This window comes from Halorubrum sp. LN27 (assembly GCF_016635065.1).
Lineage (GTDB): Archaea > Halobacteriota > Halobacteria > Halobacteriales > Haloferacaceae > Halorubrum > Halorubrum salipaludis.
The window spans coordinates 97897-123699 of record NZ_JAEPET010000001.1 but is presented as its reverse complement, the minus strand read 5'-3'; the positions used below and the strand labels follow the sequence as shown (position 1 = coordinate 123699).

Here is a 25803-nt window from a genome sequence, read left to right as displayed (position 1 = left end):
CAGCAGGCGTATGCAGTCGCTCGTCATCGTCGCACACGGCTCACACCTCAATCCGGGGTCGAGCGCGCCGACGTACGACCACGCGGACACGATCCGCGCGACCGGCGCCTTCGACGAGGTGCGCACCGGCTTCTGGAAGGAGGAGCCGCACTTCCGCGAGGTGCTCCGCACCGTCGAGGGCGACGAGGTCTACGTCGTCCCGCTGTTCGTCTCGGAGGGCTACTTCACCGAGCAGGTGATCCCCCGCGAGCTCCGGCTCGACGGCTGGGACGTCTCCGAGTGGGACTCCGACGGCCTCTCCGCCGATCAGGCAACCCTCGTCGCCGAGGACATCGGCCGCGAGGTCCACTACTGCGGCCCGGTCGGGACCCACCGCGCCATGACCGACGTGATCGTCCGGCGCGCGGAGTCGGTCACCGGCGACCCCGACGTGGGCGACGGGTTCGGCCTCGCCGTGGTCGGCCACGGCACCGAGCGCAACGAGAACAGCGCGAAGGCGATCGAGTACCACGCCGACCGGATCGCCGAGCGCGACCGCTTCGACGAGGTGAAGGCGCTGTACATGGACGAGGATCCCGAGGTCGACGACCTCCCCGAGCACTTCGAGAGCGACGACGTGGTCCTCGTTCCCCTCTTCATCGCCGACGGCTACCACACCCAAGAGGACATCCCGGAGGACGTGGGGCTCTGTGAGGACCACACCGAGGGGTACGACGTGCCGACCGAGGTGGACGGCACCCGGATCTGGTACGCCGGCGCGGTGGGCACCGAGCCCCTGATGGCCGACGTAATCCTCGAGCGCGCCGCCGACGCCGGCGCCGACCTCGGGACCGCGCTCGACGACGTGCGCGAGACGACCCGCGTCGCCACGGGGGACTGACCGTGCCGGAACCCACCGCCGATTCGGCCGACCCGCCGCAGGAAGACGACCCCGAGCCCCCCGAGATCGACCTCCCGAGCGACGCCTTCGACGCGGTCCTCGACGCGCTCGCCGAGCGCGACCCCGGCGACCCCCTCCGGTTCGAGGGGTTCAGCGTCGCGCGGGGCAAGGAGACCGACGATGAGAGCGACGGCGAGAACCCCCCCGGCGACTACGTCCTCGCCGACGGCGACCGCCCGACCCGACTGAGCGAGCGCGAGCTCCACGCCGCCCTCTCCGAGCGCGCCCCCGCGGTCACCGACTGGTACGTCTTCGAGCGCGTCGTCGGCGAGTTCGGCCCGCGCCGCGCGTTCCTGCGCTGGCTGGAGGACGCCGACGGCGCGACGGTGGCGGCCCGGTACGCCGCGCTCGCGGAGGGGATCGAGCGCGCGTGGGGCGAACTACGGATTACGGCCACCGTCACCGACCGCGGCGAGCGCCGGTACGACGTGCGCCACGCCGACGACGCCGGCGTCCCGGTCGACGAGCTCGACGCGTACGACGACCCCCTCGACGCCCGCGATCTGGTGACGTTCGACGAGAAGGGCCGGTACCGGCCCCTCAAGACCGCGCCGTCGCTCGCGGGCGGCTGGGTCTTCCCCGACCTCGGCCCGCGCGACGCGTACGAGGCGGTCGAGACGATATACCCCGCGACGGTCGCCAACTGGCACCGGGAGCGCGAGGGCGAGCTCGACGTGACCCACTGGCGCGAGGCGATGGAGCGCCAGTCCGGCATCTACGGCGTGATCAAGACGTGGGACCGCGGCGAGGGGTACGAGCACGTGAACTGGGTCGCGGAGGCGTGCTGCGACGACTCGCAGTGCCTGAAGCGCCGCGAGTGGGAGTACGACGACGAGACCGACCTCGACGTCGACGGCGGCGACGGCGTCTTCCCCTGCCGGGAGCCCTGCTCGGTGGTCGTCTCGGCCGCGCGCAAGTGGACCCGGCTGGAGAGCGAGGTCCCCCGGACCTACGAGTTCGAGCTGACGCCGAGCGAGAAGGAGCAGGTCGAGGACATCATCGACGCGGTCGCCGACGGCCGCACCGACGAGATCCGCGAGGCCGACACGAAGGAGGGGGCGAACCGCTACCGCGCCCGGTTCCTGCGCGCCAAGCTGTTCGACGACGAGGGGAACCTCGGCGGCGTGCCGACCGACCCGGACGAGGAAGACGAGGAGTAGCGGGGGTCGGCGCCGGGCGGAGGCGCCCGTTACGCGACCCGTTCAATTCTTGGACCGCCCGGCTCCGCGAGCCGTCCTCAGATCGGGTACTCGCGCGGTTCGTGCTGGATGGAGATCCACTTCGTCTCCGTGATCTCCCGGAGGAACGCGTCGCTGTTGTACTCGCCCACGCCCGAGGCGCCGATCCCGCTGAACGGGACGTGCGCCTCGTCGTTGATCGGCTGGTCGTTGATGTGGACGTTCCCGGTCTCCATGCGGCCGGCAATCTCCTTCGCGACCGCGAGGTCGCCGGCGTGGACGGCGCCGGAGAGCCCGTACTCGGTGTCGTTGGCGATCGCGACCGCCTCGTCCACGTCGGAGAACGGGATAACCGGCGCGATGGGACCGAAGTGCTCGTTACACGCCGCCGCCATGTCGTTGGTCACGTCCGAGAGGACGGTCGGCCGCACGACGAGCGAGTCGTCGACGCCGTCGATCTCTGCCGTCTCCCCGCCGGTTTCGAGGGTCGCGCCGGCGTCAACCGTCTCCTCGACGTACGCCAGCATCTCGTCGCGCTGCGACTCGTCGATGATGGGGCCGACGACCGTGTCGGGCTCGTGGGCGCTCCCGACGGCCAGCTCCTCGGCGCGCTCCGTCAGCTTCTCGACGTACTCGTCGTAGACGTCCTCGTGGACGATGTGACGGTTGATCGAGATGCAGACCTGTCCCTGGTGGACGAAGGAGCCGAACGTCGCCGCGTCGACGGCGCGGTCGACATCGGCGTCGCTCGCGACGACGAACGCGTTGTTGCCGCCGAGCTCCATCGCCGGCACCGCGAGGTTCTCGCCCGCGAGCCCCGCGACGTGCTGGCCGACCTCGGTCGAACCGGTGAACGAGACCACGTCGCTCTCGGGATGGCTGGCGACCCGGTCGCCGATCTCGGAGCCGCGGCCGGTGACGACGTTGATCACGCCCTCGGGGAGGTCGGTCTTCTCGAAGAGCTTCGCGAACAGCAGCCCGCCCGTGATCGGGGAGTTCGTCGAGGGCTTGAGGACGACGCTGTTCCCGGCGGCGATGGCGGGGAGGACGGCCCGCGCGCTCAGGTTCAGCGGGAAGTTCCACGGTGAGATGACCGTCACCACGCCCTTCGGGCCGCGCTCGACGATGTTCTCCTTGCCGGGGATGTTCGACTCCGCGTGCTCGCCTTTCATCCGGCGCGGCAGCGTCGCGGCCTCGCCGGCGTGGTCGGACGCGATCTGGATCGAGGTCTCGCCCATGATCGCCGAGCCGCCGGCCTCGTGGGCCAGCAGGTCGACGACCGCCTCGTCGTGCTCCTGGAGGGCCTGCAGGAACTGCTGGATCACCGCCGAGCGCTGCGCCGGCGGCGCCTCGGCCCACTCCTCCTGCGCGGCGGCCGCGGCCTCGTAGGCGGCGTCGACGTCGCCCTCGGTCGCGCTCGGCACCTCGGCGACGACCTCGCGCGTCGAGGGGTCCTCGACGGCGATGGTCTCGTCGTCACCGGCGGCGACCCACTCGCCGTCGATGTACTGTGCGCTCCAGTCGGCGTCGATGGACAGGTCGGTCGACATCTGTGTTTTACCAAATGGTAGAAAAACGGATAAGGCGGCCGATAGGAGTGAAATCGCCCGGATCACAGCTCGTCGACAGGTCTCCGGAGGCGGCTTTCGCCCGTCGTCGATCGGTCGTCAATCCCGTCGTCGATCGGTCGTCGGCTGGCGGATCGCGCGCTCGCGTGCGTGCGATCAGGCGTCGCGAAAGCTTTAGACGGGGGAACGGCCTACGTCGGGGCAATGAGTCGCGGCCCCGAGCTGATCATCACGGAGAAGGACAACGCGGCGCGTCGCATCGCCGACATCCTGAGCGGCGAGTCCGCGACGGCGGAGCGGGAGAACGACGTGAACGTCTACAAGTGGGGCGGCAAGCGCTGTATTGGCCTCTCTGGCCACGTCGTCGGGGTCGACTTCCCCGCCGAGTACAACGACTGGCGCGACGTGGAGCCCGTCGAGTTGATCGACGCGCCGGTCACCAAAGAGCCCACGCAGGAGGGGATCGTCGCCGCGCTCCGCAAGCTCGCGCGCAACGCCTCCCGGGTCGTCATCGCGACCGACTACGACCGCGAGGGCGAGCTGATCGGCAAGGAGGCGTACGAGCTGGTGCGCGAGGTGAACGAGGACGCCCCGATCGACCGGGTCCGCTTCTCCTCGATCACCGAAAACGAGGTGCGGGAGGCGTTCGCGAACCCCGACGAGCTCGACTTCGATCTGGCCGCCGCCGGCGAGGCCCGACAGGTGATCGACCTGACGTGGGGGGCGGCGCTCACCCGGTTCCTCTCGCTGTCCGCCCGCCAGCTCGGCGACGACTTCATCTCGGTGGGCCGGGTGCAGGGGCCGACCCTCAAGCTGATCGTCGACCGCGAACGGGAGATCCAGGCGTTCGACCCCGAGTCCTACTGGGAGCTGTACGGGAACCTGACCAAGTCCGGGGGCGACCCCTTCGAGGCGCGCTACTTCTACCTGAACGACGAGGGCAACGAGGCCGAGCGCGTCTGGGACGGCGACGTCGCCGAGGTGCTCACCGAGGCGCTCGACGCGACCGACGAGGCGGTCGTCGACGACGTGCGCCGTCGCACCCGCACCGACGACCCGCCGACCCCCTTCAACACCACGGCGTTCATCCGCGCCGCGGGCTCGCTCGGCTACTCCGCGCAGCGCGCCATGTCGCTCGCGGAGGACCTGTACACCGCCGGCTACGTCACGTACCCCCGGACCGACAACACGGTGTACCCCGACGACTTAGAGCCCCGCGAGCTGATCGAGGAGCTCTCGGCGGCCTCGACGTTCGGGAAGGACGCGAAGTCGCTCCTCGAACAGGAGGAGATCGAGCCCACCGAGGGGGACGAGGAGACGACCGACCACCCGCCGATCCACCCGACCGGCGAGCTCCCCTCGGCCTCGGACCTCTCGGAGGACGAGTGGGAGGTGTACGAGCTGATCGTCCGCCGCTTCCTCGCGACCTGCGCCGAGCCCGCGACGTGGGAGCGGCTCCGCGTCGTCGCCCTCGCGAACGACGCGGCGACGGAGATCGCCGAGCGCGCGGACGGCCTCGCCGCCCTCCGCGACCCCGAGGAGGCGTCGGGTCCCGCCGACCTCGTCGCCGACGGCGGGCTCCGGCTGAAGGCGAACGGCAAGCGCCTGCTGGAGGCCGGCTACCACGACGTGTACCCGTACCGCTCCAGCGACGAGCGGATCGTCCCCGACGTGGAGGTCGGCGAGACGCTCGGGCTCGCCGACCGGCGGACGGACGCGAAGGAGACCCAGCCGCCCCGCCGGTACGGCCAGTCCCGGCTCATCGAGGAGATGGAGAAGCGCGGCGTCGGCACGAAGGCGACCCGCCACCGCACCTTAGAGAAGCTCTACGACCGCAACTACATCGAGAGCGACCCGCCGCGGCCGACCCGGCTCGCGGAGGCGGTCGTCGAGGCGGCCGAGGAGTTCGCCGAGCACGTCGTGAGCGAGGAGATGACCGCCCAACTGGAGCGGGACATGCAGGCGATCGCCGCCGGCGAGAAGGGGTACGAGGAGGTGACCGAGGCGTCCCGCGAGCTGCTCGACCGCGTGTTCGACGACCTCACCGAGTCGCGCGAGGCGGTCGGCGACCACCTCCAGAAGTCGCTGAAGGCGGACAAGACGCTGGGTCCCTGCCCCGAGTGCGGCGAGGACCTCCTCGTCCGGAAGTCCCGACAGGGGTCGTACTTCGTCGGCTGCGACGGCTACCCCGACTGCGAGTACACGCTGCCGCTCCCCTCCACGGGGAAGCCCCTCATTCTCGACGAGACCTGCGAGGACCACGAGCTCCGGCACGTGAAGATGCTCGCGGGCCGGAAGACGTTCGTCCACGGCTGCCCGCAGTGCAAGGCCGACGAGGCCGACGAACAGGAGGACGAGGTGATCGGCGTTTGCCCCGAGTGCGGAGAAGAGCACGGCGGCGAGCTCGCCATCAAGCGGCTCCGCTCCGGCTCCCGGCTCGTCGGCTGCACGCGCTACCCCGACTGCGACTACTCGCTCCCGCTCCCCCGGCGCGGCGAGATCGAGGTCACCGACGAGACCTGCGAGGAACACGGCCTGCCGCACCTCCGGGTCCACTCGGGCGACGAGCCGTGGGATCTCGGCTGCCCCATCTGCAACTACCGGGAGTTCACCGCCCGACAGGAGGGGTCGGAGCTCCAGACCGTCGAGGGGATCGGCGAGAAGACCGCCGAGAAGCTGCAGGACGCCGGCGTCGACGGCGTCGACGACCTCAAGTCGGTCGATCCGGACGAGCTGGCGGCCGACGTCGACGGCGTGGGCGCAGACACGGTGCGCGACTGGCAGGCGAAGGCGGACTGAGGCGAAGACGGACCACCGCCGCACGTCGGGGCTCGCGGAGCCCCGCCGTCGGGGGGTTCCCTCGCTGTTTATAAGTTCAGAGCCCGTCAAGCGGAGTATGGATGGATCGTGACGGCGAGTCGACACCCCGCGTCGTGCGGGCGTTCGTCGAGGCGGTTCCGACCCCGGCGATAGCCTGCGATCCGGAGACGCACGCGGTCCGGGCGGCGAACGGTCCGGCGGTCGCGCTGCTCGGACAGGACCGCGGAACGCTGACGCTGATGGGACTCACGGACCTCGGCGAGGCCGACGAGACGGTCGACGGCGAGTCGGTGACCGCGGCCGTCGAGGCGGCGGTCGACCGGGAGGGCGTCACCGAGTTCGAGTGGGAGACCGGCGGGGAGCGCGGGCGTCGGCGGCTCTCGCTGTCGCTTCACACGACGACGATCGGCGACGAGCGGTGGCTGATCGTCGGGCTGACCGACGTGACCGACCGGATCACGGCCGAGGAGGAGCTCCGGTCGCAGCTGCGGGTCGTCGACGCCGTCGCCTCGACGGTGCCGTCGGCGCTGTTCCAGTGTACCGCGGAGGGGACGCTCGCGCGCTGGAACGACCGGCTCGCGGCCGACGCCGAGCGCGGCGGCGAGGAGCTGTCCGGGACCGACCTGACGGCGCTGTTCGACGGCGAGACCCGCGGCGCCGTCGCCGGGGCGCTCCGGCGCGTGTACCGCGACCGCGAGCCGGCCGACTGCGAGGCGACGCTGCTGACGCGGTCCGGCGAACGCGTTCCCTACCGGCTCGCGCTGGGACCGATCGTCGACGGGGACGAGGTCGTCGGCGCGATCGGCGTCGGCGAGGACCGAACGGAGGCGTCGCTCCGCGAGGAGCGCCTCGCCGTCCTGACGCGGGTGCTCCGGCACAACTTCCGGAACGACCTCAACGTGGTGACCGGGTTCACGGAGCGGGCCATCGACGCTGTCGAGGACCCGGAGCTGGCGACGGAGCTCGAACGGGTCGTCGACACCGCCGAGCGCCTGCTCCGCGTCGGCGAGACCTCCCGGCGCGTCGAGCGGCTGCTCTCCGACCGGCCCGCCCCCCAGTCGATCGACCTCGCCGACGCCGTCGACGAGGCGCTCCGCTCGCTCCCGCCGGAGCTCCGCGAGGGCGCCGACGTCGAGGTCGACGTGCCCGAGGGGATCACGGTGTCGGCGATCGGCTACCTCGCCGAGGCGATCGCGGAGCTCGTCGACAACGCGATCCGGCACAGCGACGCCGACCGCCCGCGCGTCGAGATCACGGCCGCCGAGCTCCCGAGCGAGTCGTGGGCGTCGCTCGTCGTCGCCGACGACGGACCGGGAATCCCGCCGGCCGAGCGGTCGGTGCTCACCGGCGAGGAGACGCCGCTGGAGCACGCCAGCGGGCTGGGCCTCTGGTACGTCAACTGGATCGTCACCGCCGGCGGCGGGGGGTTCGACATCGGGGACAGCAAGGCCGGCGGGACGCGGATCGAGATGGAGCTTCGGACGCCGAACGGCGGGTGAGCGACGGGGAGGGGGGTCCGAGCGCCGCCGTCACTCGACGAGCCGGAGCTCGTCGCCGACCGCGACCGAGTCGGCCGCGCCGGCCGGGAGCTCGATCACCGTGTCCGCGCGGCCGCGGCCCAGCCCGACGAACGGGGCGAGCCGCTTCGTCTTCTGTACCTCGCCGTCGACGAGCCAGACGGCATCGATCGCGAAGGGGACGAACAGCATGTGGAGCCACTGCGTGTCGGGCGCGTCGAAGGGGAACACCAGGGCGTAGCCGTCTGGGATCGACCGCCGGAACATCAGCCCGCGGCCCTGTTCGAATGCCGAGCGCGCCACGTCGACGTCGCTCGCGAGGACGATCTCCTCGGAGCCGCCGGACCGGTCGCTGCGGTGGACGAGTCGCACGCTCCGCACGTGACGGGCATCGGATAAATAGCCTCGCGATCGGCCGGCGTCGTCGGCGTCAGCTGCCGAGCTAGCTCGCGTCGCCGTACGTCTCCTCGAGGTACTCGACGATGTCGTCGCTCTCGGGCATCCCCTCGATCCCGTTGGCCTCGTCGACGAGGACGGGGACGCCGGTCTGGCCGGAGACCGCCTCGACTTCCGTGCGCTCGCCGTGCGAGCGCGGCACCATCACCGACTCGTACTCCAAGTCGAGCTCGGCGAGCTTGGTCTTCACTTTCGCGCAGTACGGGCAGCCTTCCAGTTCGTAGAGCGTCAGGTCCGTCATCACCGGCGGGTAGGGGACAGACGCGTAAAGAAGTACGGTGGGCGGTCGCGGCGCGCGCACGGGCGGCGGGGGTAACTGTGAGACCGAGAGACTGAAAGACCGCTTGTACCCTCTGGAAAGCATATATCCGTGCCGAGCGGACGTGGGGGTATGAACCGCCGTACGCTGCTCGCGGGCGTCGGAGTCGCGTTCGCGTCGTCGCTCGGCGGCTGTCTCGACGGCTCGGTCGGGGACGGCGACGGCAGTGGAGGCGGCACCGGGGGCGACGGCGACCGCCCCACCGAGCTCCGCGACGCGACGTTCACGACCGGGATCGAGGGCGCGCCGGCGGCCGACGAACCGCCCCGTATCGCGTTCGACGAGGCGGCGTCGCGGGTGACGGTGGAGGGAACAATCAGCTACTCGTCGAGCTCGTGCGGCGAGGTCGCGCTCGACCGCGCGACGTACGACGCGGCGGAGAGCGCGGCCAGCGTGCGGGTGGTCGGCCGCCGGGACGCCGAGGCGGGCGAGGAGTGCACGGACGACATCGCGGCCGACTCCTACCGGGTCGAGCTGACGTTCGACGGGGGCGTCCCCGAGACGGTCGAGGCGGTCGAGGACGGGGAGTTCGACGAGTTCGTCGTGACCGCGCCGTAGCGGCGGCGAACGGAGAGAGAAGGCCGAGCCGCGTTTGGACCGACCGTGCTTAGAGGATGACGCCGCGCGTCTGCAGCACGTAGTAGAGCGCCAGCAGCGCCGCGATCACGTACTGGCCGAGCGCGACCTCGTCGTACTCGCCGACCGCGACCTTGATCAGCGGGTAGGCGATGATCCCGGCCGCGAGCCCGTCGGCGATCGAGTAGGCGAACGGCATCACGGTGACGGTGAGGCCGGCGGAGACGGCCCACGCGGGGTCGTCCCAGTCGACATCGACGAGCCCCTGCAGCATCATCACGCCGACGACGATCAGCGCGATGAAGGAGGCGTACGCCGGGATGGCGGCGACGAGGGGGATCACGGCGAGCGACGCCAGGAACAGCAGCGCGACGACCAGCGCCGTCAGGCCGGTGCGACCGCCCTCCTCGACGCCGGTCGACGACTCGATGTACGTCGTCACCGTGGAGGTGCCGAGCACCGCGCCCGCGGTCGTCCCCACCGCGTCGGCCATCAGCGGCTTGTCCATGTCGGGGAGGTCGCCGTCCTCGTCGAGGAAGTCGCCGAACTGCGAGACGCCGATGAGCGTCCCGGCGGTGTCGAAGAAGTCGACGAAGAAGAACGTGAACACGACCAGAACGAACGTCAGGGGGTCGATCTGTCCCAGCCCGTCGACGAACGCGCCCGCGAGCGGGGTGATGTCGTACTGGGCGCTCGGGAGTGACTCGGGCGTGATCGCGCCGCGCTCGAAGACCCCGGCGAGGGTGAGCCCCCAGCCGGCCAGCGACGTGGTCACGATGCCGATCACGATCGAGCCCGTGATCCCGCGGGCCCAGAGGCCGAAGGTGAACGCGAGCCCGAGCAGGCCTAAGATCGCCCACGGGTTCCCGAAGACCCCGCCGAGCGTGACGAGCGTCGCCTCGTCGGGGACGACGATCTGGAGCTCCTGGAAGCCGATGAACAGCAGGAACAGCCCGATACCCGCTCCGACCGAGCGCTTCACCGGCTCGGGGAACAGCCGGATGACGTACTCGCGCGCGCCGACCGCGGTGAGGATCATGAACAGGACCCCTTCGACGAACACCGCGGCCAGCGCCGTCTGCCACGGGATTCCGAGCCCCAGCACGACCGTGTACGCGAAGAAGGCGTTGAGGCCGAGCCCCGGCGCGAGCCCGAACGGCCGGTTGGCGTACAGCGCCATCACCGCCGTCGCGATCGCCGCCGAGAGGATCGTGGCGATGGCGATCATCTGGAAGACCTCGTTCGGTCCGTACCCCTCGATCTGGATCGCTTCGGAGAGGATCGCGGGGTTCACCACGATGATGTACGACATCGCGAGGAACGTCGTGAGCCCCGCGACCAGCTCCGTCCGAGCGTCGGAGTCGTGCCCCTCCAAGTCGAACCGCGCAGCGAGCGTGTCTGTAAGCCCCATTGAACGGGTGAGTGTACCCCGGGATCGGGTGATAAGCTTTGCTGAACGCCAGCGTCTAGTGTACAAGATGCTGCATAAAAATCCGCCTCTAACCGTTGGATCTCCGAGGGAAATGCGCGAACGTGATTACTCGAACGTCGTCAGCGCGCCAACTGGGGCGTCGGTGATCGCCCGCGCGCGGTCCATCCCCTCGTCGCCGACGGCGATGAGCGTGAACACGCCGGTGACGTCGGCGTCGGCCTGCAGGGCGATGTCCAAGAGGAGCTCCTGGGTCTCCCCCGACCGGATCAGGTCGTCGACGACGAGGACCGTGTCGCCCGCGTCGATCGCGCTCGCCGGGAGGTAGTAGGTGAGCTCGATGCCGGAGGCGAGCCGCTGGCGTGACTCGATGAACTCCTCGACGGCGGTCTCCTTCGACTTCTTGGCGTACGCTAAGCGGGCGTCGAAGAAGGAGGCCATCGCCGCGCCGAGGGTGATCCCGTCGGTGGCGGCGGTGAGCACCACGTCGGGCGACTCGAACTCGAACGTCTCCGCGGCGACGGGCGCGACCAGGTCGAGGAACGACTGGTCGAAGACGACGCCGGAGTTGTCGACGTACCCCTCGTCGTCGAACTCGACGCGGGCGAGCAGCTCGTCCGCGAGCGCCTCACGGCCGACCGCCTCGACGACCTCGCTCGCGCGGTCGGTGCCGGGGAGCACGTGGCCGTTGACGTACCGGTTCAGGTCGCCCGCGGGCAGCCCCGTCACGTCGGACAGCTCCTCGTAGGTGCGCGTCTCCTTCAACATCCGCAACACGGCGACCGCCTGCAGCTGGAGGGCGGCCTTCTCTGCTCGGTTCATGCAGATGATCGTGATCGCACAAGTATGAATACGTCGAAGTCGTCGGGGGAGCCGATCGCCACGAACGTGGGTCCCACGGGAGGACGGGCGGCGCGGCCGGCGTTACTCCGGCGGATCCCGGAAGAAAATCTCCGGGTCGTCGACGGCGAACTCGACGCGGTCGCGGTCGTCGAGCGGGCGGAGTCGGATCGTCACGCGGCCCGCGTCGGCCGCGGCCGCTTCGAGCGCCTCCCCGTCCGAGTCGAGAACGAACGTCGGGACGCAGACGGCGATCTCGTCCGTCGCGTTCTCCGCGACCACCAGCCGGTAGATCGCCGTCTCGCCCGGCGCCGCGTACACGCGGACGGACTCGATCGTCGCCCCGGAGAGCAGGTCGTTGGCCTCGTCGAACTCCGATCCGGGCAACAGGACGTGGAGCCGCGCCTCGTCGACGATCGGGTTCACGTCGCCGGGGTGGAGCGCGAGCGCCTCCCACCCGCGGTCGCGGTACTCCGCCGCGGTCGCCTCGGTGTCGTCGAACACGCGCTGCCACCGCTCGCCGAGGTCGGCTCTGCTCATAGGGGGGAGCGACGCCGCGGGAAGGTAAACCTTCTCGCCTCTCCGTCGCGGATCGCCCGAGGCGAAAATCGGCCGCGAGCGCCGGTTTGACGCCGTCGACACTGTGCTATGTGACCACAGATCTTATAACCTCCGGTAGTATTGAACCGCCTATGCCACGCGATGACTCGGACGTGAACCGCCGGACGTACCTCAAGTACGTCGGAGGCACTGCGGCCGCCGTCGGGCTGGCCGGCTGTTCGGACGACGGCGGCGACGGAGGGGACGGAAGCGACGGGAGCGACGGCGACGACGGGTCGGACGGGATGGACGGCTCCGACGGGGAGGACGGAGACGACGAAGAGCAGCTCCCGGAGCCGGAGACCCGCGAGGAACACCTCCAGCGCGCGAACCTGCGGCTCAACGAGCGCGCCCCGTGGATCTTCCTCAACCGGCAGTACAGCGTGTACGGCATCGCGAGCCGGCTCGACTGGGACGCCCGCCGGGACGAGCGGATCGAGGCGCAGGCCATCTCGGTGACGGAGGGCGAGCCGTCTGTCACGATCACCCAGTCGTCGATGGACTCGGGGCTCGACCCCCACGACCACCGCGAGACGCCGACCGACAACATCGTGGTGCAGGCCCACGACGGCGTGCTCGGCCGCAACGCCGACGGCGACATCATCGATGCGCTCGCGACCGACTACGAGCGGCTCGAAGACGGGCGGGTCCGGTTCGAGATCCGCGACGGCGTCACCTTCCACAACGGCGACGAGCTCCAGCCCGCGGACGTCGCCTACAGCGTCAACCGCGTCGTCGACCCCGAGGTCGGGATCGAGAGCCCGCAGAGCGACCAGCTCGCCGGCGTCACGGGTGCCGAGGTCGTCGACGGCGGGGTCGAGGTGACCTCCGACGGGATCAACCCGATCGTGTTCTCGCTTTTCGCCTCGTACTGTAAGGTCGTCCAGCAGGACTGGATCGAGTCGCGCGAGTCCTCGGAGATCAACTCCGACATGAACGGGACCGGTCCGTTCCAGGTCGTCGAGTACGAGCAGGACGTGGAGATCGTCTACGAGCCCTACGAGGACTACTGGGGCGACGCGCCGGAGATCGATGAGCTGACGATCCGCGCCGCCAGCGAGTCGAGCACGCGGGTCTCGGAGCTGCTCGCCGGCGAGACGGACCTGGTCGTCAACGTGCCGCCGCAGGAAGTGAGCCGCGTCCGCGACGAGGACAGCACGGAGGTCGCGGCGGTGCCGAGCACCCGCGTCATCTTCAACGCCATGCGCTACGACGTGGAGCCGTTCTCCAGCCCGGAGTTCCGGCGGGCGCTGAACTACGCGATCGACCTGGACAGCATCATCGAGAACATCTTACAGGGGTTCGCCGACCCGACCGGCCAGCCCACCCTCGAGGGGTTCGTCGGCTACAACGAGGAGGTCGACCCGTACCCGCAGGACGTCGAGCAGGCCGAACAGCTCGTCGAGGACTCCGGCCACGCCGGCGCCGAGATCACCCTCGAAACGCCCGTGGGACGGTACCTCCGCGACGTGGAGATCGCGCAGGCGGTCGCCAGCCAGATCGACGAGCTCTCGAACGTCTCCTGCGAGGTCGAGCAGCGCGACTTCGGCTCGCTCGCGGGCGAGGTGACGAGCGGCAACATCGAGGACATGCCGCACTTCTACCTGCTCGGCTGGGGGAACACCACGTTCGACGCCAGCCAGACGATCATCCCGCTTCTCACCTCCGACGGGGCGCTCTCCAGCTACCGGGAAGACGAGGAAGTCGACGAGCTCATGGCGGACTCCCAGAGCCTGCCGGGCGGAAACTGAGGCCCGATGGCGCTGGGACGGTTCCTCCTGAAACGCGGGATCCAGGGCGTGCTGGTCGTGTGGGGGGTCGTGACCGCGGTGTTCCTGCTGCGGTTCATCACCCCCGGCGACCCGGTGACGTTCGTCGCGCCGCTGGACGCGAGCCCGGAGCTTCGCGCGCGGATAGCCGCGGAGCTGGGGCTCGATCAGCCGCTGTACGTCCAGTACGTCGACTACGTCGGCGGACTCCTGCAGGGGGACATGGGGTACTCGTACCTCCGCGGGACGGAGGCGAGCACCATCGTGTTCGCCCGCGTGCCCGCCACCGTCGAGCTCGCGGTCGCGGCGACGGTCGTCGCCGTCGTCATCGCGATCCCGCTCGGCGTCATCAGCGCGACGCGCCGGCGCGAGCCGGCGGACTACGGGGCCACCCTGTTCTCGCTGGTCGGCATCTCGACGCCGAACTTCTGGCTCGGGATCATGCTCATCCTGGTGTTGTCCGTGGAGTTCGGGCTGTTCCCGACCAGCCGGCGGCCGATCGGCTTCTTCGAGGCGTTCGCGTTCCTCGTCACGGTCGAGAACGGGCTCGCCGCGCCGATGGACGTCGGCGCCTTCCTCGACGGGCTGGGGACGTGGCTGTGGCACATCGCGCTGCCGGCGGTGACGCTCGGTACGTACTTCACCGCGCTCATCACTCGGCTCACCCGCAGCGGGATGATCGAGGAGCTCGGACAGCCGTACGTCCGGGCGGCGCGCGCGAAGGGACTCCCAGAGTCGCTGATCCAGTACAAACATGCGCTTCAGAACACCCTCATCCCGATCGTCACCGTGCTGGGGCTCCAGCTCGGGACCCTGATCGGCGGCGCGGTGATCACCGAGGCCGTGTTCTCGTGGCCCGGGCTCGGCACGCTCGTGATCGACTCGATCAACGTCCGCGACTGGCCGCTGATCCAGGGGTCGCTGATCGTGATCGGGACCGGCTTCGTGCTGATCAACATCTTCGTCGACGCGCTCTACGCGTACCTCAATCCGCGGGTGGTCCACTGATGACGAACCGATGTCTCCCCGTTCTCTCGGGCGGTGTCGAGCGTCGCACGGGCGACTCCCGAACGACCGAGGCGTCGCGCGGGGTCCCTCCCGTTACGATTCCGGGGGTGATCCTCGGGTGATCTCTCCGCGGACGCTCCGGAACCTCCGGAGCGAGCTCTCGCGGAGCCTCCTCGCGAAGCTCGGGATCGCGATCCTCGCGGTGATCCTCTTTACCGCGCTGTTCGCCCCGCTTCTGGCGCCGCACGACCCGACGGACCAGAACCTCGACAACGCGAACGTCCCGCCGCTCGGGTTCACGGCGACCGAGAACCAGACGACCTCGCAGATGGTCGACGGCGAGGTGCAGATCGTCGAGGAGGAGGTCGTCGTCAACACCACGGCCGAACACCCGCTGGGCACGGACTCGCTCGGCCGCGACGTGCTCTCCCGCACGATGTTCGGCGCGCGCACGTCGCTTCTGGTCGGCCTGCTCGGGACCTCGATCGCCGTCGTGCTCGGCGTCACCGTCGGGATCACCGCCGGCTACTACGGCGGTCGGATCGACGACGCGCTGATGCGCTTCGCCGACGTCATGCTCGCGTTCCCGTCGCTCGTGCTGGCGATCGCGCTGATCGGGCTGTGGGGGCAGGCGTCGTGGCGCATCCCCGATCCGCTGGTCGCCCTCGGGATCGCCTCCTCGGAAATGCCGGAACACGTCGTGTTACCGGGGACCGTGATCGTCGTCGTCGCGCTCGTGAACTGGGTGTGGTTCGCCCGCGTCGCGCGGGGGGAGGCGCTCTCCGTCCGCGATCAGGAGTACGTGAAGGCGGCGCGATCGATGGGCGGAAGCGATCTCCACGTGATACTCAAACACGTGCTCCCGAACAGCCTGACGCCGATCTTAGTGCTCGCGACGATCCAGATCGCCGCGATCATCCTGTTAGAGTCCTCGCTGTCGTTCCTCGGCTTCTCGGGGGCGCAGCTCTCGTGGGGCTTCGACATCGCGCAGGGCCGGCAGTACCTCTCGTCGTCGTGGTGGATCGCGACCGTCCCCGGACTGGCCATCGTCGCCGCCGTCATCGGGATCAACCTGATCGGCGACTGGCTCCGCGACGCCCTCGATCCGGGCATCGAGGGGCAGGGGGGTGCGCCGTGACCGACCTGCTGCGCGTCCGGGACCTCTCGACGCGCTTCTTCACCGAGGAGGGCCAGATCAACGCGGTCGAGAACGTCTCCTTCACGGTGGAGGCCGGCTCCGTCCTCGGCGTCGTCGGCGAGTCCGGCAGCGGGAAGTCCGTCACCGGGCTCTCGCTCATCGACCTCGTCGAGTCGCCGGGGCGGATTACGAGCGGCGAGATCTGGTACAACAACGCCGACCTCGCGGAGCGGGTCTCCGGCGACCGGCCCGAGGCGGTCGACGGCGACTTCGTCGACCTCCGCCGGCTCTCCGAGGCGGAGCGCCGGTCGCTCCGCGGCTCCGCGTTCAGCATGATCTTCCAAGACCCGATGAGCAGCTTCAACCCCTCGATCACCGTCGGCGAGCAGATCGCCGAGGCGGCCGAGGTGCAGCGCCGCGCGAGCGCGAACCCCCGCTCGACCCGATCGCGGACGCAGGGGTACGGGCTGGGGAAGCTGCTCCTCGACGGCGTCCTCCCCGACCGCTCGTACACCTCCGCGGAGAGCTGGGACCGCGCGGTCGAGCTGCTCGAGCGCGTCGGCATCCCCGACCCCGCCGAGCGCGCCGAGGAGTACCCGCACCAGTTCTCCGGCGGGATGCTCCAGCGCGCGATGATCGCGCAGGCGCTCGCCGGCGACCCGGACCTGCTCGTCGCGGACGAGCCGACGACCGCCCTGGACGTGACCATCCAGGCGCAGATCCTCGACCTCCTCGCCGACCTCCAGGAGACCATGGAGATGAGCGTCGTGCTCATCACCCACAACCTCGGTGTCATCGCCCGCGTCGCCGACCGGGTGAGCGTCATGTACGCCGGCGAGGTGGTCGAGCGCGGCACCCTCGAAGACGTGTTCGACGACCCGGTCCACCCGTACACGAAGGGGCTGTTGGGCTCGGTGCCGGACATCGACCGCCCGGGCGAGCGGCTCGAACCCATCGCGGGCAACGTGCCGGACCTCGTCGACGCGAACATGCCCGACCGCTGTTACTTCGCCGACCGCTGTCCGAAAGCCATGACCGACTGTCTCACCCGACCGCCGGAGTACGACGTGAGCGAGGGGCACCGCGCCCGCTGCGTCCTCGCCGAACGCGAGTACAGCGAGGCCGACGCGGTCCCGGAGGGGAGACTCTCGGGCCCGACGGACGACGCGGGGACGCCCGGGGGCGGGTCGGTCGGCCCCGGCGAGTCGGGTGCCTCCGACCGGTCCAGCGAGACCGACGCGGAGGTGAGCGATGACTGACCCGCTCGTGACCGTCGACGGCCTCGAGAAGTACTACTACGAGAACAACACCCTGCTCGACCGGCTGACCGGCGCGGAGCGGGAGGCGGTGCGCGCGGTCGACGGCGTCTCCTTCGAGGTCCGCGAGGGCGAGACGCTCGGCGTCGTCGGCGAGTCCGGCTGCGGGAAGTCGACGCTCGCGGAGACGCTGATGCGCCTCCGCGAGCCCACCGGCGGCTCCGTGACGTTCGACGGCGACCCCGTCTACGAGCTCTCCGGCGACGACATGGACGCGTTCAGGCGGCGGGCGCAGGTGATGTTCCAGGACCCGTTCTCCAGTCTGGACCCGCGGATGACCGCCGGCGAGATCATCACGGAACCGCTCGCGATCCACGGCGTGGGAACCGGCGCGGAGCGGCGCGAGCGCGCCGAGACCCTCCTAGAGGAGGTGGGGCTCTCCGCCGACCAGATCGACCGGTACCCCCACGAGTTCTCCGGCGGCCAGCGCCAGCGCATCGGGTTCGCCCGCGCGCTCGCCATCGATCCGGAGTTCGTCGTCCTCGACGAACCGGTGAGCGCGCTCGACGTGAGCGTGCAGGCGCAGGTGCTGAACCTGCTCGCCGACATGCAGGCGGAACGCGACCTGACGTACCTGTTCATCGCGCACGACCTGTCGGTGGTGCGGCACATCAGCGACCGGGTCGCCGTGATGTACCTCGGCGAAATCGTCGAGATCGGCCCCACCGAGGAGATCTTCGAGGACCCGCAACACCCGTACACGAAGGCGCTTCTGGAGTCCGTCCCGCGGGCGGACACCGACGAGCGGGACCGCGTCGTCGAGACGATCCGCGGCGACGTGCCCTCGCCGCGGGACCCCCCCTCGGGCTGCTCGTTCCGGACGCGGTGTCCGGAGCTTATCCAGCCGCCGTGGCTGGACGCGCCGCAGGCGGCGTTCCGCGAGATCAGCGAGTTCAGGACCCGGATCGAGAACGGCGACATCGACGTGGACACGCGGTGGGAGCAGGTGGGCGACCCCGACCGCGAGGACCGGGCGGCGTTCGTCGACTCCCTGTACGCCGAGGCGTTCGACGAGGACCTCCCCGACGACGACGAGGGGACGGTCCGCGAGGCGATCCGCGCGCTCGCCGACGGTGACCGCGAGGCCGCCGCGGCGACGCTGCGAGAGCGCTATCGGTCGCCCTGCGAGGCGGTCGATCCCGCGTTACCGGCTGGGGAACACCCCTCCGCGTGCCTGTTGAACGAGCAGCCGGACGACGTGGAGGCGGCCCGCGAGGAGTGGGAGGCCGACCGCGACGCTCCGGGGGTCGGCGCGTCGTCGCGGTAACGGGACCGATCAGCCGACCGCGGTTCCGACGATCGGCGCGACGAGCATCATCCCGGCGCCGAACCCGCCGATCCGCGCCATCGCGCGTCGCGACCGGCGCTCGGTCCAGCCCGAGTCCGCGTCGAGATGCTCCTGAGCCGCTTCGATCGCTCGACCGGAGGCGACGGAGCCGGCCCAGCCGAGGAGCGCGAGCCCGAACCAGAGACCGCCGAACGCGAACGCCGTCTCGGCGGCGGAGAGCGGAGCGAATCCCCCGACTGCGACCAGCCCGATCACGAGGACCGGCGTCGCGACGGCGCCGACGGCGGCGCCGCCGGCGACGAGCCGCCCGCGATCGCGGACGGCCGACGGCACCGGCGACATCGGTCAGTCGACCGCTTCCCGCATGCGGGGGTCGAGCGCGTCCCGCATCCCGTCGCCGAGCAGGTTGAACCCGAGGACGGTCAACGCGAGGAACAGGCCGGGGAAGAACGACCACCACCAGACGCCGGTGAGCAGTCCCTGGCTCACGCCGTTCGAGAGCATGAGCCCCCACGAGGGCGTACCGGCCGAGGCGCCGAAGCCGAGGAACGACAGGGCGGCAAGGTCGATGATCGCCAGCCCGAAGTTCAGCGTCGACTGGACGGTGATCGGCGCGAGGCAGTTCGGGAGCACGTGCCTGACGAGCACCCGCGGGTCCGTGGCGCCGAGCGCGACGGTCGCGTCGATGTACTCGTTCTCCAGCACGGTGAGCGCGGCCCCCCGGACGACGCGGGCGAACCGCGGCGTGTACACGAGCGTGAGGGCCGCGACCGCCCGCCACAGCCCGAGCTCGTCCGGGAAGATGGAGACGAGCGCGAGCGCCAACAGCAGCGAGGGGAACGCCAACAGCACGTCCATCGTCCGCATGATCACGTTGTCGGTGATGTCGCCGTAGTAGGCGGCGACGATGCCGAGGCCGACCCCGAGCACCGTCGACGCGCCGACGGTCACCGTCCCGAACAGCATCGCGTACCACGCGCCGTACGCGACCCGCGGGAGCAGGGCCCGCGCCTGCCCGTCGGTCCCGAACGGGTACTCCAGGCTCGGCGCGGCGCGGTTCGGGTTCGTGCCGAGCTGCGAGCGGGAGATGACCTCCAGATCGAGCGTCAGCCGGGCGAACACCGCGATCACGATCATCGCCAGGATGATCGCGAGCCCGGCCAGCGCGAGGCGGTTCGACAGCAGCTGTGAGAGGAACGGCGAGGCGCGGACGCGGTCGACGAGCCCCCGGCTCGCCGTCTCCGCCTCTCCGTCGGTGAGTGTTTCGGTGCTCATTGTTGGATCCTCGGATCGAGGTACGAGTAGGTCACGTCGACGACGAGGTTCACCAAGGTGAACAGGAACGCGAACGTCAGGACGGTTCCCTGAACGATCGGGTAGTCGCCGACCTCGATCGCCTCGACGAGGAGGGTACCGATGCCACCGATCGCGAACACGGTCTCGGTCAGCACCGCCCCGCCGAGGAGCCCGCCGAACTGGATCCCGATGATCGTGACGACCGGGATCAGCGCGTTACGGAACCCGTGTTTCAGCACGGTGATCTTCGCGCCCTGCCCCTTCGCGCGGGCGGTGCGCATGTAGTCCTGCCTGACGACCTCCAGCATCGACGAGCGCATCATCCGCGAGATGAGCGCCATCGAGTACACGCCGATCACGAGCGACGGCAGAAGCATGTGCCTGACCGCCGAGCGGAACATCTCCCAGTCGCCGGCGATCAGCGTGTCGATCGTCACCATCCCGGTGACCCGGATCGCGGCGACGTTGTAGGTCGACGAGATCCGGCCGCTGGTCGGGAGGATCCCGAGCACCTGCGCGAAAAGCAGGATCAGCAGCGGACCGCTCCAGAAGATCGGGACGCTGATTCCGGTGAGCGCGCCGACGCGGGTGGCGTGGTCGGTGATCGTGTCCTGTTTCACCGCGCTCAACACGCCTAGCGGGATGCCGAACAGGATCCCGAACAGCTGGCCGTACAGGGCCAGTTCGAGCGTGACGGGCAGGGTGTCCGCGAGCACCTCCCGGACGGAGGTGTTCCGGTTGATGACGTACGACTCCCCGAAGTCGAACTGCGCGACGTTGCCGAGGAAGTCGATGTACTGGACCCAGATCGGGTCGTTGAGCCCGAGGTCGGCGCGGATGCGCTCGACGAACTCCTGGCTCGCGCGCTCCCCGGCGATCGTGAGCGCCGGGTCGCCCGGCGAGAGGTGGAGGATCGAGAAGACCAGCGTCGCCACTCCGATGAGCACCGGGACGAGCAACAGCAGCCGCTTGAGTACGAATCGCTTTGGAAACATCGAGGGGGTGAAGTGGCCGGTCGGCTACTCCAGCGAGACCAGGTTCAGGTACGGACCGCTGATCGCGGCGATCTGGAACCCGCTGACCCTGTTCGCGACGCCGCGGAGCTCCTCAGCGTAGTCCATGTACACCCACGGCGCCTCGTCGTGGGCGACTTCCATCGCGTCGTTGTACAGGTCGACGCGGTCGCTCTCGTCGGTCGTCTGCTGGGCCTCCTCGACCAGGTCCATGTACTCTCGGTTCGCCCACGCCGAGCGGTTGCTCGTGTTGTACCCCTCGGCGTCGAAGCTCACCCAGTCCTCTCCCTCGGTGAGCTCGCTCTCCTCGACCTGCGGGTGGAGGAGGACGTACGCGAAGTTGTCCGGGTCCGCGTTGTCGGTGTACCACCCGAGGAAACACGCGTCGTGACGGCCCTGCGCGGTGTACTCGAGGTACGGCGAGAACGACTGCTGGTTGATCTCCACGTCAATACCGATCTCACCGAGGTTGGACGCGACGGTCTCGGCGGTCTGGATCGGCGAGGGGTTGTATCCGCGGGGGTTCTGGAACGTCGCCAGCTCGAAGGAGAACCCGTCGCCGTAGCCGGCCTCCTCGAGCAGGCTCTGGGCCTGCTCGGGGTCGTACTCGTACGGGTCGAGGTCGTCGTTGTGCCCCAGCACGTTCGGCGGCAGCGGCTGGCTGGCCTCCGTCGCGAATCCGGAGTAGATCTCGTTGACGATCGCCTCGGTGTTGATCGCGTGGCTGATCGCCTGCCGGACGCGGCGGTCCTGGAACTCCTCGACCGCCGCGATGTTGAACGCCATGTAGCCGATGTTGATCCCCTCGGTGCGGACCAGTTCGGCGTTGTCGTAGCCGTCGACCTGCTGAGAGGACTGCGCGCCGAGCCCGTCGATGATGTCGAGCTCCCCGCTTCCGAGCGACTGCGCCCGGGTGGAGTTCTCGCCGACCGTGACGAACACGACCTCGTCGACGTTCGGGCCCTCGCCCCAGTAGTCGTCGTACGCGGCGAGCCGGACCTGCTCGTTGGAGTCGTCGAGCGTGTCGAGCTCGAACGGCCCCGTCCCGACCGCGTTCTCGGAGAGGTCGGTGCCGTACTCCTCGATGGCGGCCTCGGAGTGGACCGCGGCCGCGAACATCGCCAGGTTCCGCAGGAACGGCGCGTACGTCTGGGTGAGCTGGATCGTCAGCTCGTAGTCGCCGTCGACCTGGATCTCGTCGATCCAGCTGCCGAGCGTGAAGGGGCCGTACGCGGAGACGTAGTCGTCGCCGGCGTAGTACTCGTACTCAGAGTCGACGAAGCGGCGGTACGTCGCCACGAAGTCCTGTGCGGTGAACTCCTCGCCGTTGTGGAAGGTGACCCCCTCCTTCAGCGTAAGCGACGCCGTCTGGCCGTCGAGCGAGTAGTCGGACGCGAGCCCGTCGGTGAGCGTCGATTCGCCCGGCTCGAAGTTGATGAGCGTGTCGTAGATCTGCTCGGTGACCTTGGCGACCTCGCCGCTCGTGCTGTTCTGGAAGTCCAGCGTCGGCGAGTGGCTCCCCCGGCCGTACCGAAGCAGGCTCGTTTCGTCGCCGCCGTCGGAGCCGTCCGACCCGTCGGAGCCGTCCGATCCATCGGACCCGTCGGAGCCGTCCGACCCGTCCGAACCGTCAGAATCGCCGTTTCCGGAACACCCGGCGAGACCGACCGTAACCGCGGCGCCACCGGCGGCACCGAGGAACTTACGCCGTGAAACGTTCGTGTCGCGGGATGACATAGATCGAATCTGAACACTTGCCAGTATAAACCTACCGAACGAACCGGCAGGAATATTCCGATTCGAACTATATCTGACCTTACGGTTTCGATCCGGGTTACCCGCGAGCCGTCCGGCTCGTCAGTCTCGTCGTCGCCTCATTCGCCATCTCGCCACGTCGCGCCGCCGAGCAGCGCTGGAACGGATCGATCGAGAGCGTGACAGATCTGTCCGGCGGTAAAATTTACTCGATCAGGTGGCACGCGGCCGGGTGATCGCCGTCGGGGAGCTCGGGGTCCCTTCGCTCGCAGACGCTCGCGAACGTCTCTTCGAGGACGTCCGCCGCCGCCTCCCACTCGCCGGCGATCACCAGCCCGATGGATCGGTCGACCACTTCCGCGGCGCGTCCGTCCGGGAACCGGTCGAACTGCGCGTCGCGGACCGCGTCGACCGCGCCCGGCGGAACCGAGTCGTCTCCGGACGAGGGGGCCGACGCGGTGCCGCCGTCGGCCGCGACTCGCTCGGCCGACTCGCCGGCTCCGTCGAGGATCGTCTCGACATCGATCGCCCGTCGTTCGACGCGCTGTCGGTAGTCCATCACCTCGCGGTACGTCTCCTGTTCGATGTCGAGGTCGTCGGGGGGGATCACCGACGGACACCGGGTCCGGAAGTGACACCCCGAGGGCGGGTCGATCGGCGACGGGACGTCCCCTTCGAGGATGACGCGGTCGTCGGTATCCGCCGTCGGATCCGGCTCGGGGATCGCGGAGAGCAACGCCTTCGTGTACGGGTGTTGCGGGTCCGCGAACAGCTCGTCGGTGGTCGCGACCTCGACGATTTCGCCGAGGTACATCACGGCGACCCGGTCGCTGATGTGCCGCACCACCGACAGGTCGTGCGCGATGAACAGGTACGTCAGGTCGAACCGGTCCTGGAGGTCCTCCATCAGGTTGAGGATCTGCGCCTGCACGCTCACGTCGAGCGCGGAGACCGGCTCGTCGGCGACGATGAACTCCGGATCGACCGCGAGCGCGCGAGCGATGCCGACCCGCTGGCGCTGACCGCCCGAGAGTTCGTGGGGATACCGGTCGTGCTGTCCCACTTCGAGCCCGACGGCCTCCAGCAGCTGGTGAACGCGGCGACGCCGTCGGAGCCGATCGGTGTCACCGGGGGAGACGGTGACGGAGACCCGCTCCACGTCGCCGGCGTCGGTGCGCTCGACCGTTCCCTCGACGCCGAGGTGTTCGCGCACGTCGACGTCGACCTCGCCGTCGGCGACCGTCACGTCGACGTGCGCGGTCGCCACGCCGTCGCCGGAGCCGACGACCGCGTCGATCTCGTCGTCGACCGTCACGTCGACGCGATCGCGAGCGATTCCCGAAACGGTCACCTCGGCCTCGGTCGCCACCGCCGGATCGCTCTCGGGCAGGTCGTGGATCGACAGGGGCTCGCGGATCGTCTGCCCGACCGTCTGGCGCGGGTCGAGCGACGAGAGCGGGTCCTGGAAGATCATCTGGAGGTCCTTCCGCCGCTCTCGTAGCGCCGACCCGTCGAGGTCGGTGAGGTCGGTCCCGGCGAACACCACTCGGCCGTCGGTCGGTTCGGTGAGGTGTAACAGCGCCCGGCCGGCCGTCGACTTCCCGCAGCCGGACTCGCCGACGAGCCCCAGCGTCTCGCCGCGGTTGATCGTGAAGTCGATCCCGTCGACCGCCTTCACGCTGCGGTCGTCGGCGCCGAGCACCCTGTCGAGCACGCCGTCGGCCTGGTCGTAGTACTTCCGGAGCCCGTCGACCTCGACCAGCGGTTCGCCGATCGACCGGTCGCGCCCCGGAGCGACCGCGTCGTCGCCGTACTCGTCGGTGTCGAACGACTCCATGATGCACTTCGACCGGTGATCCACACCCTCGCCGCCGTGCTGGAGGAACGGGATCTCGCCGCTCGTACACTCCTCGGTCGCCCACGGGCACCGCGGCGCGAAGTGACATCCCGTCGGCATGTCGATGAGGTCAGGGACGTTCCCCTCGATCGGGGTGAGCCGCTCCTTCTCCTCGGTCGGGAGCGACTCCAAGAGGGTGTAGGTGTACGGGTGCGAGGGGTTCCCGAAGATCTCCTCGACGGGACCCTCCTCGACGATCTCGCCCGCGTACATCACGGCGACGCGGTCGCACGTCTCGGCCACGACGCCAAGGTCGTGGGTGATCATCAGCACCGACATCCCCAGGTCGGCCTGCAGGTCGTCTATCAGGTCGAGGATCTGCGCCTGGATGGTCACGTCGAGCGCGGTCGTCGGCTCGTCCGCGACGAGCAGTCCCGGCTGACAGGCCAGCGCGATCGCGATGAGGACCCGCTGGCGCATGCCGCCGGAGAACTCGTGCGGGTACTCGTCGACTCGCGCTCCCGGCTCCGGGATGCCGACGTCTTCGAGCACCTCGATGGTCTCTTCGCGCACTTCTTCGTCCACGTCGCGGCTGATCTTCGGGAGGATCTCGCGGACGGCGCTGAACCACGAGTCCTTTCGACGCCCGCCGTACTGGTGGAGTCTGAGGCTCTCGGCAACCTGCTCGCCGACGGTCACCGAGGGGTTCAGCGACGTCATCGGGTCCTGGAAGATCATGCTTATCTCCCGACCACGGATGAGCCGGAGCGCCTCTTCCGGGGCGTCGGTGAGGTCGATCGTGTCGCCGTCGACGAACTCCGCGGCGTCGAACCGATCGCGGAGCTCGTCGGCGAGACGGGCGTCGGTCAGCTCGACCGTTCCACCGGCGATCTCGCCGGGATCGTCGACGAGTCCCATGGTCGACAGCGCCGTGACGCTTTTTCCGGACCCGGACTCGCCGACGAGTCCGACGGTCTCTCCCTCGCGGATCTCGAGGTCGATCCCGTCGACCGCCTTCACCTGCCCGCGCTCAGTCGAGAACTGGGTGTGGAGGTCAGAGAGTGAGAGTAACGGAGGCATGTGGCGATTTTCTGACCGTCTATGGATATACTTTTGCCTTCGGTCGTCGACCGATCGCCG

Annotated in this window: 21 protein-coding genes; 10 read left to right on the top strand and 11 right to left on the bottom strand. The window is 69.6% G+C overall.

What is annotated here, in order from left to right; all coding sequences use genetic code 11:
* The first annotated feature begins 10 nt into the window (after positions 1–10).
* Together JIN95_RS00555 and JIN95_RS00550 are read left to right on the top strand one after the other, a co-directional pair.
* Entirely contained in the window at positions 11–880 is an 870-nt protein-coding gene (locus JIN95_RS00555; protein WP_200530224.1) for a CbiX/SirB N-terminal domain-containing protein, read from the top strand.
* Positions 881–882: 2 nt separating this feature from the next.
* On the top strand, positions 883–2100 hold the full coding sequence (locus JIN95_RS00550; protein ID WP_200530223.1) for a DR2241 family protein: 1218 nt from the start codon (positions 883–885) through the stop codon (positions 2098–2100).
* Between the two features lie 77 nt (positions 2101–2177).
* Here the strand turns inward: JIN95_RS00550 and JIN95_RS00545 are convergent, their stop codons facing one another.
* On the bottom strand, positions 2178–3668 hold the full coding sequence (locus JIN95_RS00545; protein WP_200530222.1) for an aldehyde dehydrogenase family protein: 1491 nt from the start codon (positions 3666–3668) through the stop codon (positions 2178–2180).
* Positions 3669–3890: 222 nt separating this feature from the next.
* On the opposite strand from JIN95_RS00545, the gene JIN95_RS00540 reads away from it, so the two are divergent.
* Positions 3891–6485, top strand: a complete 2595-nt coding sequence (locus JIN95_RS00540) for a DNA topoisomerase (protein WP_200530221.1) — start codon at positions 3891–3893, stop codon at positions 6483–6485.
* A 101-nt stretch (positions 6486–6586) separates the two neighbouring features.
* Positions 6587–8005 (top strand): ATP-binding protein, encoded by a 1419-nt coding sequence (locus tag JIN95_RS00535; RefSeq protein ID WP_200530220.1) that lies wholly within the window; start codon positions 6587–6589, stop codon positions 8003–8005.
* 30 nt (positions 8006–8035) lie between these two features.
* Here the strand turns inward: JIN95_RS00535 and JIN95_RS00530 are convergent, their stop codons facing one another.
* Both JIN95_RS00530 and JIN95_RS00525 read right to left on the bottom strand, forming a co-directional pair.
* Positions 8036–8404: a DUF192 domain-containing protein gene (locus tag JIN95_RS00530; RefSeq protein ID WP_200530219.1), complete on the bottom strand. Its 369-nt coding sequence runs from the start codon at positions 8402–8404 to the stop codon at positions 8036–8038.
* Between the two features lie 61 nt (positions 8405–8465).
* Positions 8466–8720 (bottom strand): glutathione S-transferase N-terminal domain-containing protein, encoded by a 255-nt coding sequence (locus tag JIN95_RS00525; protein ID WP_095635476.1) that lies wholly within the window; start codon positions 8718–8720, stop codon positions 8466–8468.
* Between the two features lie 150 nt (positions 8721–8870).
* Here JIN95_RS00525 and JIN95_RS16285 point away from each other — a divergent pair, with 150 nt between their 5' ends.
* On the top strand, positions 8871–9356 hold the full coding sequence (locus JIN95_RS16285; protein ID WP_234699143.1) for a hypothetical protein: 486 nt from the start codon (positions 8871–8873) through the stop codon (positions 9354–9356).
* Between the two features lie 49 nt (positions 9357–9405).
* Here the strand turns inward: JIN95_RS16285 and JIN95_RS00515 are convergent, their stop codons facing one another.
* From JIN95_RS00515 to JIN95_RS00505, 3 genes are all read right to left on the bottom strand, one after another.
* Entirely contained in the window at positions 9406–10785 is a 1380-nt protein-coding gene (locus tag JIN95_RS00515) for an NCS2 family permease (protein WP_095635478.1), read from the bottom strand.
* A gap of 126 nt (positions 10786–10911) precedes the next feature.
* Positions 10912–11625, bottom strand: coding sequence for a phosphoribosyltransferase family protein (locus JIN95_RS00510; protein WP_200530218.1), 714 nt, complete (start codon positions 11623–11625; stop codon positions 10912–10914).
* A 102-nt stretch (positions 11626–11727) separates the two neighbouring features.
* Entirely contained in the window at positions 11728–12183 is a 456-nt protein-coding gene (locus JIN95_RS00505) for a hypothetical protein (RefSeq protein ID WP_095635480.1), read from the bottom strand.
* Between the two features lie 152 nt (positions 12184–12335).
* On the opposite strand from JIN95_RS00505, the gene JIN95_RS00500 reads away from it, so the two are divergent.
* The 5 genes from JIN95_RS00500 (at position 12336) to JIN95_RS00480 (ending at position 18741) form a co-directional block, all read left to right on the top strand.
* Positions 12336–13994 (top strand): ABC transporter substrate-binding protein, encoded by a 1659-nt coding sequence (locus JIN95_RS00500; protein ID WP_095635481.1) that lies wholly within the window; start codon positions 12336–12338, stop codon positions 13992–13994.
* Between the two features lie 6 nt (positions 13995–14000).
* Positions 14001–15020, top strand: coding sequence for an ABC transporter permease (locus tag JIN95_RS00495; protein ID WP_095635482.1), 1020 nt, complete (start codon positions 14001–14003; stop codon positions 15018–15020).
* Between the two features lie 118 nt (positions 15021–15138).
* A complete protein-coding gene (locus JIN95_RS00490) occupies positions 15139–16158 on the top strand; it encodes an ABC transporter permease (protein WP_095635483.1) in 1020 nt (339 codons plus the stop codon).
* On the top strand, positions 16155–17417 hold the full coding sequence (locus JIN95_RS00485; protein WP_200530217.1) for an ABC transporter ATP-binding protein: 1263 nt from the start codon (positions 16155–16157) through the stop codon (positions 17415–17417). The genes JIN95_RS00490 and JIN95_RS00485 overlap by 4 nt, the downstream gene beginning before the upstream one ends.
* Positions 17410–18741 carry an ABC transporter ATP-binding protein gene (locus JIN95_RS00480; protein ID WP_200530216.1) on the top strand — a complete coding sequence of 444 codons (1332 nt, stop codon included), beginning with the start codon at positions 17410–17412 and terminating at the stop codon, positions 18739–18741. The genes JIN95_RS00485 and JIN95_RS00480 overlap by 8 nt, the downstream gene beginning before the upstream one ends.
* A 9-nt stretch (positions 18742–18750) precedes the next feature.
* Here JIN95_RS00480 and JIN95_RS00475 read toward each other — a convergent pair whose 3' ends face one another.
* The 5 genes from JIN95_RS00475 to JIN95_RS00455 all read right to left on the bottom strand — a co-directional run bounded on the left by JIN95_RS00475 (position 18751) and on the right by JIN95_RS00455 (position 25743).
* Positions 18751–19104 carry a hypothetical protein gene (locus JIN95_RS00475; protein ID WP_095635485.1) on the bottom strand — a complete coding sequence of 118 codons (354 nt, stop codon included), beginning with the start codon at positions 19102–19104 and terminating at the stop codon, positions 18751–18753.
* Positions 19105–19107: 3 nt separating this feature from the next.
* A complete protein-coding gene (locus JIN95_RS00470) occupies positions 19108–20037 on the bottom strand; it encodes an ABC transporter permease (protein WP_200530215.1) in 930 nt (309 codons plus the stop codon).
* Positions 20034–21053 (bottom strand): ABC transporter permease, encoded by a 1020-nt coding sequence (locus tag JIN95_RS00465; protein WP_095635487.1) that lies wholly within the window; start codon positions 21051–21053, stop codon positions 20034–20036. Before JIN95_RS00465 ends, JIN95_RS00470 begins: the two co-directional genes overlap by 4 nt.
* A 24-nt stretch (positions 21054–21077) precedes the next feature.
* Positions 21078–22808, bottom strand: coding sequence for an ABC transporter substrate-binding protein (locus JIN95_RS00460; RefSeq protein ID WP_095635488.1), 1731 nt, complete (start codon positions 22806–22808; stop codon positions 21078–21080).
* 223 nt (positions 22809–23031) lie between these two features.
* The gene (locus tag JIN95_RS00455; protein ID WP_200530214.1) at positions 23032–25743 is read right to left on the bottom strand and encodes an ABC transporter ATP-binding protein; all 2712 of its coding nucleotides are present in this window, start codon (positions 25741–25743) and stop codon (positions 23032–23034) included.
* Between the last annotated feature and the right edge of the window lie 60 nt (positions 25744–25803).

Coding starts and splice junctions, on each gene's coding strand:
- JIN95_RS00535 (WP_200530220.1), top strand. CDS start 6,587: ATGGATCGTGACGGCGAGTCGACACCCCGCGTCGTGCGGGCGTTCGTC.
- JIN95_RS00500 (WP_095635481.1), top strand. CDS start 12,336: ATGCCACGCGATGACTCGGACGTGAACCGCCGGACGTACCTCAAGTAC.
- JIN95_RS00480 (WP_200530216.1), top strand. CDS start 17,410: ATGACTGACCCGCTCGTGACCGTCGACGGCCTCGAGAAGTACTACTAC.
- JIN95_RS00505 (WP_095635480.1), bottom strand. CDS start 12,183: ATGAGCAGAGCCGACCTCGGCGAGCGGTGGCAGCGCGTGTTCGACGAC.
- JIN95_RS00525 (WP_095635476.1), bottom strand. CDS start 8,720: ATGACGGACCTGACGCTCTACGAACTGGAAGGCTGCCCGTACTGCGCG.
- JIN95_RS16285 (WP_234699143.1), top strand. CDS start 8,871: ATGAACCGCCGTACGCTGCTCGCGGGCGTCGGAGTCGCGTTCGCGTCG.
- JIN95_RS00540 (WP_200530221.1), top strand. CDS start 3,891: ATGAGTCGCGGCCCCGAGCTGATCATCACGGAGAAGGACAACGCGGCG.
- JIN95_RS00460 (WP_095635488.1), bottom strand. CDS start 22,808: ATGTCATCCCGCGACACGAACGTTTCACGGCGTAAGTTCCTCGGTGCC.
- JIN95_RS00545 (WP_200530222.1), bottom strand. CDS start 3,668: ATGTCGACCGACCTGTCCATCGACGCCGACTGGAGCGCACAGTACATC.
- JIN95_RS00510 (WP_200530218.1), bottom strand. CDS start 11,625: ATGAACCGAGCAGAGAAGGCCGCCCTCCAGCTGCAGGCGGTCGCCGTG.
- JIN95_RS00515 (WP_095635478.1), bottom strand. CDS start 10,785: ATGGGGCTTACAGACACGCTCGCTGCGCGGTTCGACTTGGAGGGGCAC.
- JIN95_RS00455 (WP_200530214.1), bottom strand. CDS start 25,743: ATGCCTCCGTTACTCTCACTCTCTGACCTCCACACCCAGTTCTCGACT.
- JIN95_RS00470 (WP_200530215.1), bottom strand. CDS start 20,037: ATGAGCACCGAAACACTCACCGACGGAGAGGCGGAGACGGCGAGCCGG.
- JIN95_RS00555 (WP_200530224.1), top strand. CDS start 11: ATGCAGTCGCTCGTCATCGTCGCACACGGCTCACACCTCAATCCGGGG.
- JIN95_RS00475 (WP_095635485.1), bottom strand. CDS start 19,104: ATGTCGCCGGTGCCGTCGGCCGTCCGCGATCGCGGGCGGCTCGTCGCC.
- JIN95_RS00465 (WP_095635487.1), bottom strand. CDS start 21,053: ATGTTTCCAAAGCGATTCGTACTCAAGCGGCTGCTGTTGCTCGTCCCG.
- JIN95_RS00495 (WP_095635482.1), top strand. CDS start 14,001: ATGGCGCTGGGACGGTTCCTCCTGAAACGCGGGATCCAGGGCGTGCTG.